Annotated in this window: 17 protein-coding genes; 13 read left to right on the top strand and 4 right to left on the bottom strand. The window is 61.5% G+C overall.

The window, feature by feature from the left end:
• Positions 1-133 precede the first annotated feature (133 nt).
• Positions 134-655: a single-stranded DNA-binding protein gene (gene ssb / locus RVU70_RS17975; protein ID WP_363348783.1), complete on the bottom strand. Its 522-nt coding sequence runs from the start codon at positions 653-655 to the stop codon at positions 134-136.
• 354 nt (positions 656-1,009) lie between these two features.
• Here ssb and RVU70_RS17970 point away from each other — a divergent pair, with 354 nt between their 5' ends.
• On the top strand, positions 1,010-1,219 hold the full coding sequence (locus tag RVU70_RS17970; RefSeq protein ID WP_363348781.1) for a hypothetical protein: 210 nt from the start codon (positions 1,010-1,012) through the stop codon (positions 1,217-1,219).
• Here the strand turns inward: RVU70_RS17970 and RVU70_RS17965 are convergent.
• On the bottom strand, positions 1,204-2,067 hold the full coding sequence (locus RVU70_RS17965) for a sterol desaturase family protein (RefSeq protein ID WP_363348779.1): 864 nt from the start codon (positions 2,065-2,067) through the stop codon (positions 1,204-1,206). The two genes, RVU70_RS17970 and RVU70_RS17965, sit on opposite strands and share 16 nt — an antisense overlap.
• A 223-nt stretch (positions 2,068-2,290) precedes the next feature.
• On the opposite strand from RVU70_RS17965, the gene RVU70_RS17960 reads away from it, so the two are divergent.
• Positions 2,291-3,487, top strand: a complete 1,197-nt coding sequence (locus tag RVU70_RS17960) for an ATP-binding protein (RefSeq protein ID WP_363348777.1) — start codon at positions 2,291-2,293, stop codon at positions 3,485-3,487.
• Between the two features lie 18 nt (positions 3,488-3,505).
• On the opposite strand, the gene RVU70_RS17955 is transcribed toward RVU70_RS17960, so the two are convergent.
• The gene (locus RVU70_RS17955) at positions 3,506-4,396 is read right to left on the bottom strand and encodes a helix-turn-helix transcriptional regulator (RefSeq protein WP_363348775.1); all 891 of its coding nucleotides are present in this window, start codon (positions 4,394-4,396) and stop codon (positions 3,506-3,508) included.
• Positions 4,397-4,627: 231 nt separating this feature from the next.
• On the opposite strand from RVU70_RS17955, the gene modA reads away from it, so the two are divergent.
• The 7 genes from modA to RVU70_RS17920 all read left to right on the top strand — a co-directional run bounded on the left by modA (position 4,628) and on the right by RVU70_RS17920 (position 11,272).
• Entirely contained in the window at positions 4,628-5,431 is an 804-nt protein-coding gene (modA, locus tag RVU70_RS17950) for a molybdate ABC transporter substrate-binding protein (protein ID WP_363348773.1), read from the top strand.
• A gap of 64 nt (positions 5,432-5,495) precedes the next feature.
• Positions 5,496-8,150: an alginate export family protein gene (locus RVU70_RS17945; RefSeq protein ID WP_363348771.1), complete on the top strand. Its 2,655-nt coding sequence runs from the start codon at positions 5,496-5,498 to the stop codon at positions 8,148-8,150.
• 246 nt (positions 8,151-8,396) lie between these two features.
• The gene (locus RVU70_RS17940) at positions 8,397-8,615 is read left to right on the top strand and encodes a hypothetical protein (protein WP_363348769.1); all 219 of its coding nucleotides are present in this window, start codon (positions 8,397-8,399) and stop codon (positions 8,613-8,615) included.
• Positions 8,616-8,882: 267 nt separating this feature from the next.
• On the top strand, positions 8,883-10,151 hold the full coding sequence (locus RVU70_RS17935; protein ID WP_363348767.1) for an integrase arm-type DNA-binding domain-containing protein: 1,269 nt from the start codon (positions 8,883-8,885) through the stop codon (positions 10,149-10,151).
• Between the two features lie 73 nt (positions 10,152-10,224).
• Positions 10,225-10,836, top strand: a complete 612-nt coding sequence (locus RVU70_RS17930) for a hypothetical protein (protein ID WP_363348765.1) — start codon at positions 10,225-10,227, stop codon at positions 10,834-10,836.
• Positions 10,837-10,860: 24 nt separating this feature from the next.
• Positions 10,861-11,067, top strand: coding sequence for a hypothetical protein (locus RVU70_RS17925; protein WP_363348763.1), 207 nt, complete (start codon positions 10,861-10,863; stop codon positions 11,065-11,067).
• The gene (locus tag RVU70_RS17920) at positions 11,060-11,272 is read left to right on the top strand and encodes a hypothetical protein (protein ID WP_363348761.1); all 213 of its coding nucleotides are present in this window, start codon (positions 11,060-11,062) and stop codon (positions 11,270-11,272) included. Before RVU70_RS17925 ends, RVU70_RS17920 begins: the two co-directional genes overlap by 8 nt.
• 216 nt (positions 11,273-11,488) lie before the next feature.
• Here RVU70_RS17920 and RVU70_RS17915 read toward each other — a convergent pair whose 3' ends face one another.
• Complete coding sequence (locus tag RVU70_RS17915) at positions 11,489-12,166, bottom strand: hypothetical protein (RefSeq protein WP_363351404.1); 678 nt, start codon at positions 12,164-12,166, stop codon at positions 11,489-11,491.
• A gap of 87 nt (positions 12,167-12,253) precedes the next feature.
• Here RVU70_RS17915 and RVU70_RS17910 point away from each other — a divergent pair, with 87 nt between their 5' ends.
• From RVU70_RS17910 to RVU70_RS17895, 4 genes are all read left to right on the top strand, one after another.
• Positions 12,254-12,430 (top strand): helix-turn-helix domain-containing protein, encoded by a 177-nt coding sequence (locus RVU70_RS17910; RefSeq protein ID WP_363351393.1) that lies wholly within the window; start codon positions 12,254-12,256, stop codon positions 12,428-12,430.
• 206 nt (positions 12,431-12,636) lie between these two features.
• On the top strand, positions 12,637-12,798 hold the full coding sequence (locus RVU70_RS17905) for a hypothetical protein (RefSeq protein WP_363348759.1): 162 nt from the start codon (positions 12,637-12,639) through the stop codon (positions 12,796-12,798).
• Positions 12,795-13,004 (top strand): hypothetical protein, encoded by a 210-nt coding sequence (locus RVU70_RS17900; RefSeq protein ID WP_363348757.1) that lies wholly within the window; start codon positions 12,795-12,797, stop codon positions 13,002-13,004. Before RVU70_RS17905 ends, RVU70_RS17900 begins: the two co-directional genes overlap by 4 nt.
• A complete protein-coding gene (locus RVU70_RS17895) occupies positions 13,001-14,044 on the top strand; it encodes an AAA family ATPase (protein ID WP_363348755.1) in 1,044 nt (347 codons plus the stop codon). The genes RVU70_RS17900 and RVU70_RS17895 overlap by 4 nt, the downstream gene beginning before the upstream one ends.
• Positions 14,045-14,375: the final 331 nt, after the last annotated feature.

The following is a 14,375-nucleotide window of genomic DNA, read 5'->3' as shown; positions in this document are numbered from 1 at the left end:
CGTCGCACGGATCGGGCCGCGCCTCGCTCAGGTTTTGCTATATCAACCGGCGCCACAAGGCAATACCGGCGCGGCGCCGCTGCGCTGCAAGGCGCATGCGGCCCAAAGCGTAGCCGCTGGCGATCGCCTCGCTTTAGAAGGGGATATCGTCGTCGAGCTGGTCCGAGAGCCGCCCGCCGCCCGCCGCCGGCGCCGGACGCCGCTCCGCCGGGGCGCGCTCCATGGGGGAGCTTCGGCCAAAGGAGCCGCCGCCGCTCTGGCCATAGCCGCCGCCCTCAAAATCGCCTTCGCCGCGCCCGCCGCCCTTACTGTCGAGCAGGGTCATCTCGCCGCGGAAGCGCGGAACGACAACCTCCGTCACCTTGCGCTGATTGCCGTCCTTGTCGGTATATTCGCGCGTCTGAAGCTGGCCCTCGAGATAAATCTTCGAGCCCTTGCGGCAATATTGCTCAGCGATGCGGCCCAGGTTCTCGTTGAAAATCTGGATATTGTGCCACTCGGTGCGATCTTTCCGCTCGCCGGTGTTCTTGTCGCGCCACGACTCGGTCGTGGCCAGCGAAAAGGACACGACGCGGTCGCCGTTGGAAAAGGTTCGCACTTCCGGATCGCGCCCGAGATTGCCGACCAGAATGACCTTGTTGACGCTCCCCGCCATGTCTCTCTCCACATGCTAAACGCGCCGCACTTTAGTGCAATGTGGCTCCCATCTGGCGCACCCCGCCAGCTTGTCCACAGATCATCGCGGTCAGCGGGCTTCTGTTCGATATTTGTTCTAGCACTCCAGGCGAACCTCGACAAGGGCGGCAAATCGTCGGATCGGCGCCGGCTTGCGCCCGCGCCTGACGCTTTGCATCCCAGATCGTCTCCCGGCGGAAGGCTCGTCGCGGTGACGGGCCCTCGTCTATCCGCCTTGCAGCGGTCCGCCCGCGCCCAACATAAAGGCAAGTATCGTTGGACGATTTCCAACGGAGCGCTCTGCAAGAGGCGACACGCCGTTGGAGCCATGCGCGTGACCTTTATGTTCCATGAAGACATGATGACCGATGCGCTCGAGGCGAACGGATGGCTCAATGTCTGGGATATTTATTGGGTGCAGGACGCGGGCGGATGGATCGGCCTGACCACCGAGGACGCCTTTGTTGTTCTGCTGCGCGAGAAGAACCTTCTGCCGCCCCGCGCCAGCACGCTGGACAAGGGCGCGGATCACAAGGGGCGTTGATCTCGGCAGCGGGCGCGCAAGGGGATCATCGCAGGCTTCAGATCGTGACGCGTCTCGGCTCTCGGCAGGAGGTGCAACACGCGCGCAAAGTAGTATTCGGTCACGAAGGCCAGGCTGAAAAGCTGGAGGATGTTGGTCGCTTCGACGTTTTCGAGACCGAATTTTTCTGGCGCAAGCTCCTTGCGCGTGCCGAAAATCATGTCCCAGATCGCGAGGACGATCCCGTAATTGCTGTCATGCTCGATGCGCCGCGTCGAATGATGCACGCGGTGCAGACTGGGCGTGATCACCAGATAGGAGAGCCAGCGCTCGCCCGGCACGGCGACATTGGCGTGGTGGAAGAAGACGAAAAACATCCTGATAATCTCGCACACGACCACGACGTTCGCGGTTACGCCGATCGCCAGGACGCCAATGCATTTCACGCCCACTTCCAAAAGTTGGTCCAGCACGTGGAAGCGCAGGCCGGTCGAGACATGGATGTTCTTGTCGCTGTGATGCACCTTGTGGAGACGCCAAAGCCGCTCCGACTTGTGCCCCAGAAAGTGCCAGCAGTAGACGGCGAAGTCGAAGAATACGAAGGAAAGCGCCCATTTCAGCGGGCCATCCTGCAATCCATGCAGCAGGCCATGGGCGCCGTAGCGTTGGGCGACGACAAACAGGCTCGAAAGGGAGAGCGCGTTCAAGACGAGATTGTTGAAAAGAAAAGCCGAGGCGTTCGTCGTAAACGACTCGCGCAAACTTGACGTTGGAACGGGCTTGTAAGGGCGCATCTTTTCGGCAAGCAGCAGGATCACGAACAACCCCACCGCCATTACGAGAAGTCCGCCTTCGACGCCGGCGCTCATTTCTTTGCACTCCATCTGGCCTCGAAGCGAAACGTTGTTCGTTTTTCCGGGGAATCAAGTCGTACCCCTACTTAGGAGCAACAAAGCGAAATCCGCGCAGGCTTCGAAAGCGCCGGGAATAGGACTTGGGCTCGACAAGCGTAGTGTCGCCTGAAGCGTTGAATGTTGGGTTGCCGGTGACCAACTCATCTCTCAGATGAGCAGTCTTTCCGGAGTCGTTGCAATGCTAACCTCCAAGTCGGCGAGCGTGATCAGCGGAGCCGCCACGACCGTGGTCAAGCGCCCGCTCTGCGCGGTGTTCGATTTCGCGGGCCATGGGTTCTTCAGGAATTATACGCGCTGGTGCCCGCAGGTTGTGGAGTTCGAGCCTCTCGCCCAAGGCGCGGCGAAAGCCGGCATGAGGGCCCGGCAAACGACGCTCGATCGCGGCATTCGCACCGTGTCCACCTTCGAAATTCAGTCTTTCGCCCCGCCGCGGGCGATCTCCCTCAAAGGGGTGACGGAGCCGTTCATCGCGCATTACGCGTTCGAAAAGCAGAACGACGAGTCGACGCTTGTCTCTTTCAGCATTGAAGTGCAGGAGCGGCGGCTGTTCATGCGCCCGTTTCAGCAATTCCTGCGCAGGTCCCTCGAGGATGGCGCGCGGCGGACGGTTGAAAATCTCAAACAGGCGCTGGAAAGCGACCATGCCGCCGCGACGACGTCGGAGCCGCTGGCCCGCTTCATCTACGTCACGTCGCTCGATCTTCAGGAGCCGCTGCGCAGAATCGAGGCGTTTTCGGACTTGCTGGAGAACGCCTTGGCGTCCTCCAACAAGGCGGACATGCTATATGCGCAGGAAGCCATGCGCAGCTACGCGGCGACCGCGCGCAAGCTCGTCGACGATCTGCTGACCTATTCCAGCGCCGTCATGGGAGGACAACGTCTCGAGATCCTGGACATGCGCGAAGAAATAGATGCGCTCCTCCGCGACCTCGGCGGCGTCATCGCCGATGCGGGCGCGCATGTCTCGATCAAGCTTCCAGCGTTGCGGTTTGAAGCGGATCGGTCCCAGTTCGCCTGCTTGATGCGAAACATTTTGATGAACGCGATCAAATATCGAAAGGCCGGAGAGGCCCCCGAAATCCGAATTGAGGGCTCCGCAGAATGCGACGTCATTCGGCTGGAGATCGCCGACAGCGGCGTCGGGTTCGACGAAGAATTCGCGCAGGCTGTGTTCGAACCGTTTCGAACGATTTCCGCCAAGACGGAGTATCCCGGAACCGGGATCGAATTGGCGATCTGCAAATCGATCGCCGACCGCCACGGCTGGGGCATCGGCGTGAAAGCGAAGCCGGGGGAGGGCGCGGCCTTCTACTTCACAATTCCCGCGGTCGTGGAAAACGCCGCGAACGAGCGTCAGCCCTGGCTGGCCGACTGAATGACGCGCGCGTCGCCGTCATGCGCCGTTGAACATTACGTTCCCCAACCCGGCGCAGTCATAGCCGCCGAAAGCCCTGGCGCGATCCTTGAAGGCGTCGCTTGAACAAAAGCGCAGGAATTTTTGAAATGGCGGACCGAAATATGCTTTGCGCCAAACCAGGAGATCGAAGCGCTCCACCACGAGCGGCGTGAACTCGAGCTGAAACTGTCGCGCGACAGCCTCGATTCCCAGTCCGACATCCGCGCGCCCGGCCGCCACCGCCATGGCGAGATCGGTTTCGGAGCGCTCGATGGCGTCGCTGATCTTCAAGCTCGATCTTTCCAATCCCTCCTTTGCGAGCAGCGCTGAGAGGATCAACTCGCTGCCCGCCTCCGGTTGGCGTGGCTGGAACCGCAGGGCGCCGAGGTCTGCGAGCTTGGCGATCGGGCGTTTGATGGACGCGCCGTACATCAACCCGCGGGTTCGCTTCGCCCACTCGATGAGGACGACAGGCTCCTGCGCGAACATGTCCCGGGCAGCGTCGACATTCCACTCCCCGTCGTTATTTCCCGGAATGTGGAGCCCGGCCGCCAGGCAGTTGCGCGCTTTCATGCGCTCCAAACCGTCGAGCGCGCCATCGAGCAGGGCTGCGATCCCGGAACGCGACTCTCGCAACGCCCACTCCAGAAGCGGGTCATGGCCGCCAGCCATGATCAAGGGCTGGTCCGGCGCCGCCTTCTCTTTGATCCATGCCCCGTCCTGATTGCCGCCGCTCGCAATCCAGGCCTCAATCTCTTTCTTTGGAAACAATAGCTTACCGGTAACGCGGCGAACGGGCACCGCCTTTCCGGAGACGAGGTCATAGACCTTGCGCTCCTTGATCCGCAGGAGGGCGGCAAGCTCCCGGGTGGTGAAATATTCAGACATGGCAGAATGACTCTCTTCCGCATATGCCGTAAAGTTTGCATATTCGCGCTTGGTTGGAAAGCCGGCGAGCGCCCCAATTCCCTCGAATGGCAATATTCTGCGCCCCGGATGGCGTCAGAACAGGCATCGATTGCGATAATTTTACGCGTGACTCCGGCGCTTCCGTTGCTTACGCATATTCCTGCATATTCAACCGCGCCGATGGTCGTCCGTTGTCCGAGGGGTTGTCCGATGAAACTTTCATGCATCGCTTTGGCGCTTACGCTCGCTCTTGGGACCTTGCAGGCTCAGGCTGAGTCTACGGCTCCGTCGGCGCCGCCGAGCGCGCCGGCGGGCGCCTCGACTGTCACCGTCTTCGCGGCGGCGAGCCTCAAAAATGCGCTCGACGCCGTATCGAGCGCCTTCAAGGCCAAGTCGGGCGTCGAGTTGAAGGTCAGCTACGCCGGCTCCATGACGCTCGCCAGGCAGATCGAGTCCGGCGCGCCGGCGGATGTTTTCATCTCCGCGGACGAAGCGTCGATGGACTATCTCTCCGGGAAGAGTCTCATCCAGGCAGGGACGCGCACGAACCTTCTGGGCAACGTCCTGGTCGTGGTCGCCCCGAAAACATCGAAGCTGGAGAAACTGCCCTTCACCAAGGAGGCCTTTTCCGCCGCCATCGGCTCCGGCAAGATTGCGACAGGCGATCCGGCTTCGGTCCCGGTCGGAAAATATGCAAAGGCGGCGTTGGAGAAATACGGTCTGTGGTCCCTCGCGGAGCCGAATTTCGCCTTTACCGACAATGTCCGCGCCGCATTGATGTTCGTCGCGCGCGAAGAAGCGGCTCTCGGGATCGTTTATGTTACCGACGCAAAATCAGAGCCGAAGGTGAAGATCGTTGCGACCTTCCCCGCTGAGTCGCATCCGCCAATCGCCTATCCGGTCGCCCTTACCTCGTCGGCGCAGGGAGAGGGGCCGAAGAAACTGCTTTCCTTCCTGAAAAGCAAAGCGGCGAAAGAAATCTTCGCCGAACAAGGATTTAGCGTCGTCCACTGAGCGCGCGGCAGTCAATCGTTTATAGTAACGATATATACGAGTCCGACTGAAGGGTTCCCGGCTGATGACTTCCCGTAACAGCAATCACTGGAAAGCGACGGTCGCCTGGGGCGCTTTGCTTGCTTCTCTCACGACCACTCCTGTTGCGGCTATCGCCGAAGACAATCCTGCGTCGCCCGTCGCGACGAAGACGGAGTCCGCCGCCGGGAAAGGCAAGCAGTCGGACGCGACGGGCGGCGAGGCGAAGGCGGATCAAAACGGCGTGGCCGCGAAGGGCGACGCGGCCAAGGGCGCGGCGGCGAAGCCGGGCGACGCCAAGCCCGAAGAGAAGAAGAGCTATTACGTGCCGACGCGCGGCTATCGCCTCGAGCCGCAGCCCGACATTCCGCCTTACGTGCGCAATCTCGGCAAGACCTATCCGCAGTTCGAAGGGATAGACTGGCTCAACGTCGGCCTCGATTCGCGCGTGCGGTTCGAATATCGCCAGAACGACTATCGGCCCTGGACCGACACGACCACTTTTCCGCCGACGTCGCAGCGGCGCTATTTCCCCAATTCGCTGTGGCTGTCGCGCACGCGCGTTTATCTCGGCATCCAGAATATCCTCGATCCGTTCCGCGCCGTGGTCGAGTTTCAGGATTCCCGCGCCTTCAACAGCATCTATCAGCTGCAGGGCCAGGAGATTAACCAGACCGATCTGATTTCGGCCTATGGCGAACTCTATTTCAAGGACGCCTTCGGCAAGGATCCGCGCGGCAACGATCGTCCGCTCACGGTGCGCGCCGGCCGCTTCCACTTCGAACTTCTCGACCGCCGCCTCATCGCCGAAAACGAGTTCCGCAACACGACGAATAATTTCGAAGGCTTCCGCGTCAAGGTCGGCAAGAAGGACAACGACTGGGACCTCGACAGCTTCTTCATGCGGCCGGTGGTTCGGCTGCCCTATCAGTTCGACCGGCCCGACTGGCAGAACTGGGTCTATGGCAGCGTGTTCAGCTTCCGTCGCTTCTCGGAATACGTCACCGTCCAGCCGTATTTCCTCGGCCGCACCCAATATGGCGACCCGTCCAATCCGTCGAATGCGCTCAAGACCCATCGCGAGACCTATGCGCCGGGCGTGCGCATGTATGGCGTCATCGGCAATTTCGATTACGACTTCGACATCAACAAGCAGTTCGGCTCCTTCGGGCGCCTGCAGACGGCGGCGCCTTATCTCGGCACGAACACCTCGATCCAGATCACGCCGACCTTCATCAACCAGGTCACTTCGCAAAACAGCGTCGAAGTGACGGTGCCGCACAACGCCTTGGCTTGGGGGCTGGAGCTCGGCTACACTTTCTCCGAGCACCCCTGGAAGCCGCGCATCAGCACGGTCTATGTCTATGGCTCGGGCAACGGCAGCCCGTTCAATTACTCGAACAGCAATTTCGATATTTTCTACGGCTTCAACCAGCCGTTCTCGCGCAACGACTATTTCGCCTGGAACAACATCAAGGACCCGAAGGTCCGATTGGAGTTCACGCCGGCGAAGAACCTGCAGATCGACACGGCGTTCAGCGCCTATTGGCTGGCGAGCCCGGCCAACGCCTGGGACCGCGCCAATCTGTTCGCGCCGCTCGGCAACAGGGGCAATTTCCTCGGCACGGAATTCGACATCCGCGCCCGCTACAAGCTGTCGCAGTTCATCAACATCACGGCGAGCTATGCGCGCTTCTGGCCGGGGTCGTTCACATCGAGCTTCGCGCCGCCGGTGGCGTTCCAGCAATGGCCGGCGCCTTATTCCAACGCGGCCTTCGGCGTCACCCAGACCGGCACGACCTGGGGCCTGACCTCGAAGCCGACGGACTTTTTCTATCTGGAGGCGACGGCCAACGCCTTCGGCGACGGCCAGCCGATCACCAAGGATCCGGTGACGCAGCTTTGGGGCGCGGTGGGCCCGGGCGGCAAGCCATTGGCGCCGAGCTGGCGCGACGTCTATGTGGGCCTGAACGGCGGCGGCGCCTGGTCGAACCCGACGACGCGGACGTTGACGGGCGCGACCTCGCAGGCCGTCGCCAGCAATCCGGTCGCGGCGGCGTCGCGGCTGATGGATGGCGACAACCAGCTGGCCGGCTTCATCGGCGGCCTGCAGCTCGGCGCCAACTGGCGCTTCGATCCGGGCGTCGTGGCGGGCGTCGAGGCCGATCTGCATGGCGTGTCGGGCAACACCGACACGACGATGCAGGGCTCGGTGATCGCCGTCGGCAGGCCGACTTATGTGAACTACGGCCAGCGCACCGCGACGCTGAACTATCTCGGCACCATCCGCGGGCGCCTCGGCTTCTTGCCGACGCCGACGCTGCAGCTCTATGGGACCGGCGGTCTGGCCTATGGCGGGGTGATTTCCAATACGGCGCTATTTACGGCGCCGAACGGCAATCCCGCGGTCTCCAACTGGACGCTGTCCAGCGCGCAATTCACCGACTCGCTTCTCGGCTGGACGGCGGGCGGCGGCGTCGAATGGATGTTCATGCCGAACTGGAGCGTGAAGGCGGAATATCTCTATTACAATCTCGGCGACGCGACCGCGACCGGCTATAACGCCTTGCGCTACAGCGGCGCCAATATCGGCCTGCCGAACGTCGCCTATAATTACGGCCTGACCACCCGCACCAAATTCGACGGCAATCTCGTCCAGGCCGGAATCAACCGACACTTCGATCTGTTCGCCGAGCAGTGAGCCGCGCGCGAGGGCCTGCGCGCATGAGCGCCGGGTCAAACCTGACCTCTCGTCAACGAAACAGTAACCGGCGGAAGTTTTCAATCACCCGCGCGCAGCGGAAGGCCGCACAGCTCCGCCTCCCGTCTTTGAGGCGGCTGATACCGCTAAACCGCGTTCGTGCAATGCGCCGACGCACGGACCGGCGCGGTTCTTTTGGTTACCGGCTCTGTTCCGCGCCCAAAGCAGGCGGCAAACGCGCCGTGTTTGAAGTTTCGCAAGCTCGGGCGCCACATCGCCACTGGTCAGTCCATGTCTTTCGTCCAGATCGCCCCCGCCGCCAGCACGTTCTGGGCGCGCGCCATCTCCGTGTTGCTGCTTTTTGGCGCGACAGCATTCGCCGTCTCCGGCCTGCTGCTGGCCATTTCGGCCTATAAGGCCGCGAAAGATCGGGACTGGTCCGCCGCAAGATCGGCGTCGCCCTGACCGCCATTTGCGCCATCTGTGCGGCCGGGCTTGTTTTTCTGAGCTGAGCGCGGCTGTTGTGGCGAGCTTTGCCCGAGCGGCGATTCCGCTCCAGCTTGTCACGACTATGGTGCCGGTTGAGGGCACCAAACTATTATCCAAGGCTGTTTCCGGCTGTCTAGAGATTCGCTGGTTTTGCAATGGAGATAGCTCAATCTCGTCTTCCCTTGTCCGCAGTCGTGTGTCACAATCCATGTCGATTTGTGGGACCGAACGTGGGACCGATGGATGGGGAAGCTCACTGACAGGACGGCGAAGACGGTAGGCCCCGGCAAGCATGCCGACGGCGACGGGCTCTATCTTGTCGTCTCGCCCACTGGCGGGCGGAAGTGGGTTCTGCGTTACCAGATGAGCGGGCGGCGGCGTGACATGGGCTTAGGTCCATATCCTGAGACCTCGTTGTCTGCTGCCCGGATGGTGGCGCTCTCCGCTCGCACCAATATCGCGCAGGGGATTGATCCTTTGACGGCGCGCGAGGAAGGCCGAAAGGCTGCGCGGCCTATTCCGACCTTTGCCGACATAGCCAAGGAAGTAATCGCCGACGCGCAAGCCCGGACCAGCAACGCCAAGGTCGCGTATCAATGGGAGCGCCATCTTGGCCATGCTTACTGTGGGCCGCTGCTGGCAAGGCCAGTGCATGAGATTACGACCAGCGACATTGCGGCGGTGCTAAAGCCCGTCTGGCGCTCCAAGCCAGAGGTCGCCCGCAAACTTTACCCGGCGATCCGACGCGTATTCGAGAGCGCCCGCATCCGACTTCGCGACCAGCATGGCCTTAACATCGACAATCCCGCCCGCTGGGACGACTTGAAGGCCCTCGGGTTTAACGCTCCCGCGCAGTTGTCGCGCGGTCGCCATCCGTCCCTGCCTTACGAGCAAATGCCATCCTTCATTACGGCGCTTCGTGAGCGCGATGGGGTAGCCTCCACGCTGCTTGAATTCTTGATCCTGACGAATGTGCGCACCGGCTCCGCGTTGAACGCCGAGTGGCGGGAGTTTGACCTGGATGCCGGGCTCTGGACCGTTCCGGCGTCGAAGCTCAAGGACAAGAAACACCGCAAAGAGCCGTTCCGCATTCCGCTCGCGCCCCGCGCCCTGGCGATATTGAAGGAGCTGGAGGCCATCAGAACCTCCCGCTTTGTGTTTCCGAGCGCGACCGGCAAGCCTCTGAGCAATATGGCGATGCTGGTGCTGCTGAAGCGCATGAACAGCGGCGTGACCAAATGGACTGACCCTGCGAGCGACGGCAAGCCGATTGTGCCGCACGGATTCCGAGCGACTTTCAGGACGTGGTGCGAGGAGGTCGCGCGCTTCCCTCATGCTGTCGTCGAGGAGGCGATGGGCCACATTGTCGGCAACAGCGTCGAGCGGGCTTACCGCCGCACTGACGTTTTAGAGCAGCGCCGTCAGCTGATGGACGCCTGGGCCGCGCAATGCGAGCCAAGAACTACCGATAACGTCTTGAAATTTGAGAGATCGGGCGGGGCTCCCGCCTGATAAGCGGCCGGGGCGCGGTGAAGTGGCAAGCCGCGCTCCGACCTAACCACAACCGAATGTATGAGGTTCGATCATGGCTGAATCAGTTTCTACACCAAATCGCCGAACATTGCTTACCGGCCTTGCCGCAACGCCAGTTGTCGCACTGCCAGCCGTCGCAGGGTCCCTTGCCGGACATAGCGACGAACTGGGGCGGCTTATCGAGGCGCACAAGGAAGCGCGCCGGATATGGCTCGCCGCCTTAAAACGCGCGGATGCGGTTGTTCGTCCCGAGATTCCGTCCGGCCTCGGGCACCAACTCGACGACCCCTCCCTTACGCGCAATATCGCCAAGGCCGTGCTCAGAGCGCATTATAACAGAGAGCGCAAGCTCGTGATGGAGTTTGAATGGTGGGATGCCGATTTGGCGCGCGCCGCGCGTGAAAAGCTCGACGCGCGAGAGCTTGAATATCTCGCCAACGCTGACCGAATTTTCGACGAAGACGATCGAGCCCATGAAGAGGAGAGGGCCGCGCACGCCGGTGAAACGGAAGCGCTTCTCGCGCTTGCGGCCTATCCCGTGCGCAGCCTCGAAGAGGCCCGGCGCAAGGCGGCGTATCTCCTCGACGAGGACCTCCAAGATTGCCTGCCCGTGCGGGGAGTCGCGGAGCAGCTGCTGCGCTCGTTCGTCAGCGCTGATGTTTAACCATTGCGAAGAAAGGCTTTTCCCATGTCTGACGCTACCATTACCGAAACGCACGCCCCCAAGTCGTTCGCCGAACTAAGGCAAATTGCTTTGCGGATTGCCCAGCAATTGCCCGAAAATCCGGAAGACGCCAATGCGGTCGCCGGCCTCCTGTGCGATCTGGTTGACTGGCTGCATCCACGCGATTTCTCAGCCGATAAACGGATTATGGAGAGGCGCGGCAATGACTGACTATTTCTCTCTCCCGAAGGAAGAGCGCGCGCGCCTTGCGCACCATTATTGCCGCCGAATCCTCGAACTGTGCGCCGAGAAGGCGCTCGCCTGCAACGAAGCCAGTATGCAGCTCATGGAGATATTTGCGCCCAATGCCGCGCGCAATGGGAACCAAGACATCATAGACGCCTACCGGGCCAAGATGCGGAGGAAGGCGAATTGACCCCGGGCCCGTCTCTTTTCCATCTGATCGCTCTTCTATGGCGTCTCCGGCTCGCGCGGCTGATGCTTTGGCTGGCGCGGGTTACCTCCCATTACGAAGATGCCGCCATGAGTTTTGCGCGGCGCGTTTTGCGCCGCTGAGCGCATAGCAGTGGTGATAGCCGGCGTGTAATGAGCGGCTCGCCAATGGCGGGCCGTTTCTCATCGACAACTCAGCTTACTTGCGCTTCCGTTTGCTGAACTCAAAGCGACACTTGTCTGAGCACGTCTCTCTATGAGACCTCGCGCCAGACGAGCCTCCTACCTCAAAAGGTTTGCCGCAGGCCTTACATGATTTGATTTTCGCGCCGGATGCGCTGCGAAAGATGCATTGCACGGCGGCGGCGATCCATAGATTGCGTGGCGCAACAGACAATGTAATTGAGTTCGCTTTTATATCCGGCTTGTATTGTAGAGAAAGGCTTCTACTGATCTCGTAACCAAGATATCTGCCGTCTTGGACGGGCCAGTTCGTTCGATCTTGCACCCGCTGGACCAGGCGTCTCATCTGCTCAACCATATCCTTGAACGTAAAGAGACTTTCGCGCTTCATGTCTGTCAGGAGGCCGTAGGTCTTGGCAAACTCCGAGTGTCCCTCGGCGGTTGGCTGAGCGGCGGCGATCTTCAGATACAAGTCGGGAAAGGCGTCGATGGGCCGCGTAATCATGGACGGCCCTTGTGCGATCAATGTCGGTCCGATCGATCCTGATCCCGCCAGTTCCTCCAGCAATGTCTTGCGCACCCTCGGGTTATCTGGTGGCGGCGGTGGCTCTGGCTGCACGCGATAGACGGTAAACCGCGTCCACTGGAAATCGATCTGTATGGCTTGCATTTCGATGCCCCACGCTTCCGGCACGCTTTCTCACTTTCTACACTGAAACCGTGGCGCGAGCAAACAACCTCGGATAGGATTTCTTCAACTCACATTGAGTTGGAGAAAGACATGAACAATTCGCCGCTTGCGTATCGAGTCAAAGACTTTTGCACGCGCGTCGGTATCTGTCCGGCGACTTTTTATAAGCTCGTCAAGCTCGGAAAAATCCGCGTCGTAAAGATCGGCGGGCGCACGCTTGTCCCTGCCGCCGAAGCGGACCGCCTTCTCAACGGGGAGGCGGCATAACGGATGGCGCAAGCAAAAGAGCCGGCTCAGCGTGCGGACGCTGGCCGGGCTCGGGATTACATCGCTGTGGCGGCGAATGGTCCTGAGCATAACACTTCCCCAGAGTCACTCCAAGTCTTTCGCGCCGCATGGCTCGTGCGCCGCATTCCGCTGTCGCCGCAGACCGCGCGCGCTGTCATCTCCGTCTACTTCGGGGAGCCGGCGCGATGACGGACCGGAAAGCGCCCGGCGTCGCCGCCGTCATTCCATTCCCACGCGAACGCGTCTCCAAGAGACGTCGTGTCCTGCCGCCGCCAATGACGCGTATCCGTTTCGGCCCGGAGCTGCGCGCCTATCTCATGGCGATGGGAAGCGGGGGCCGCTCATGACTGAGAAGCCCCATGCCATCGACGCCCCGCTCCTACGGCAATACGTCGGCGAGCTTCTTGCCACCTTCGAGTCCCTGGCGATCAGCGCCAGGGAAGCTGTCTGGCGCGAAAACGACGCCCTCGCCGCGTGTCACATCGAGCAATTGCGCCTTGTTGGGCGCGAGATCGTTTCGAACTTCAAAGAGCTTCATGGAAACCAAGAATGACGATTTACACCGACACCCTTGCAGGGCCACCGTCGCGAGCGCGGATCGACGCCGCCGTCGAGTGGCGCGCCGAGCATTCTGCGCAGACGCCGAGCCATCGAGCCAGCCAGCAAACCTACCATGTCACGCCACCTGAAGCGCCGCCTGGATATATTCCTGCGTATCACAAGGGCCTTGTGACGCTGACCGGCGCAGAATTGCTGACGCGGGAGTTTCCGGCCCGCGACTTTCTGTTGTCCCCCTGGCTGCCGTCGAAGGGCTTGGCGATGATCTACGCCGAGCGCGGCATCGGCAAGACGTGGGCCGGCCTCAACATCGCCCATGCGACTGCTGGCGGGGGTTCGTTCCTCCGCTGGTCTGCGTCGCGCCCGTGTCGTGTCATCTATATTGACGGAGAGATGCCCGCTGGCGCGTTGAAGGACCGCTATGCGGCGATCGTCGCCGGAGCCGACTTTGAAGCGCCAGAGGACGGTTTCCGGCTCGTTGCGGCCGACATGCAGCCAGATGGATTGCCCGACCTCGCGGACCCGGCGGCGCAGCGGTTCTATGACGCCGAGATCGCCGACGCCGATCTAATCATTATCGACAATCTCTCGACCGTCTGCCGCGCCCTGCGGGAGAATGAGGCGGACTCCTGGGGGCCGGTGCAGGCTTGGTGCCTGAGACAGCGGGCGGCGGGGAAATCGGTCCTCCTGGTTCATCATGCTGGCAAGGGCGGTGGCCAGCGCGGAACCTCCCGCAAGGAAGACGTTCTCGACAGCGTGATCTCTCTCAAGCGGCCAATTGATTACGACGCCAGCGAGGGCGCACGCTTCGAGGTGCATTATGCCAAGGCGCGCGGGTTCTGGGGCGACGCCGCCGCGCCTTTCGAGGCCCGGCTTGTCGATGGCAAGTGGGTCGTCGGGGAGATCGTCATTGACGACAGCGCCGACACCATGCGGGCGATGAAGGAGAGCGGCGCGACGGTGAGAGAGATTGCGGATCGGCTGGGCGTGCCTCGCTCCACTGTGTCCGACAGGCTGAAACGGGGGCGTGAATGAGTCTCCGCGATCTGGCCAAAAAACATCTTGAGCAACAGTCCCGCTTATGTTGTCCGGTGTCCGGACACTTAGGGGCGTCCGGCCCGGACAAAACGGTTCAACCCGATATTTCTCTAGGCGTTCCGCTTGTCCGGACACCGGACACCATCCGGACAAGCCTTCATGCTCCGGACAGCTTGTCCGGTTCGGACAGTGTGAAGCCCTCGGACAAACCGGACGCTTCGGACAACTCGGACAATCCGGACAGACCGGCCGCGGCTGTGAAAACCTGCTCTGTAGCAAGTCGCCATTTTGGCGACTCGAACGCCGCTTGGTGGAACGCGCCGGTCGA

Source organism: Methylocystis echinoides (assembly GCF_040687965.1).
Classification (GTDB): domain Bacteria; phylum Pseudomonadota; class Alphaproteobacteria; order Rhizobiales; family Beijerinckiaceae; genus Methylocystis; species Methylocystis echinoides_A.
This window is presented reverse-complemented; position numbering and strand designations above follow the sequence as displayed.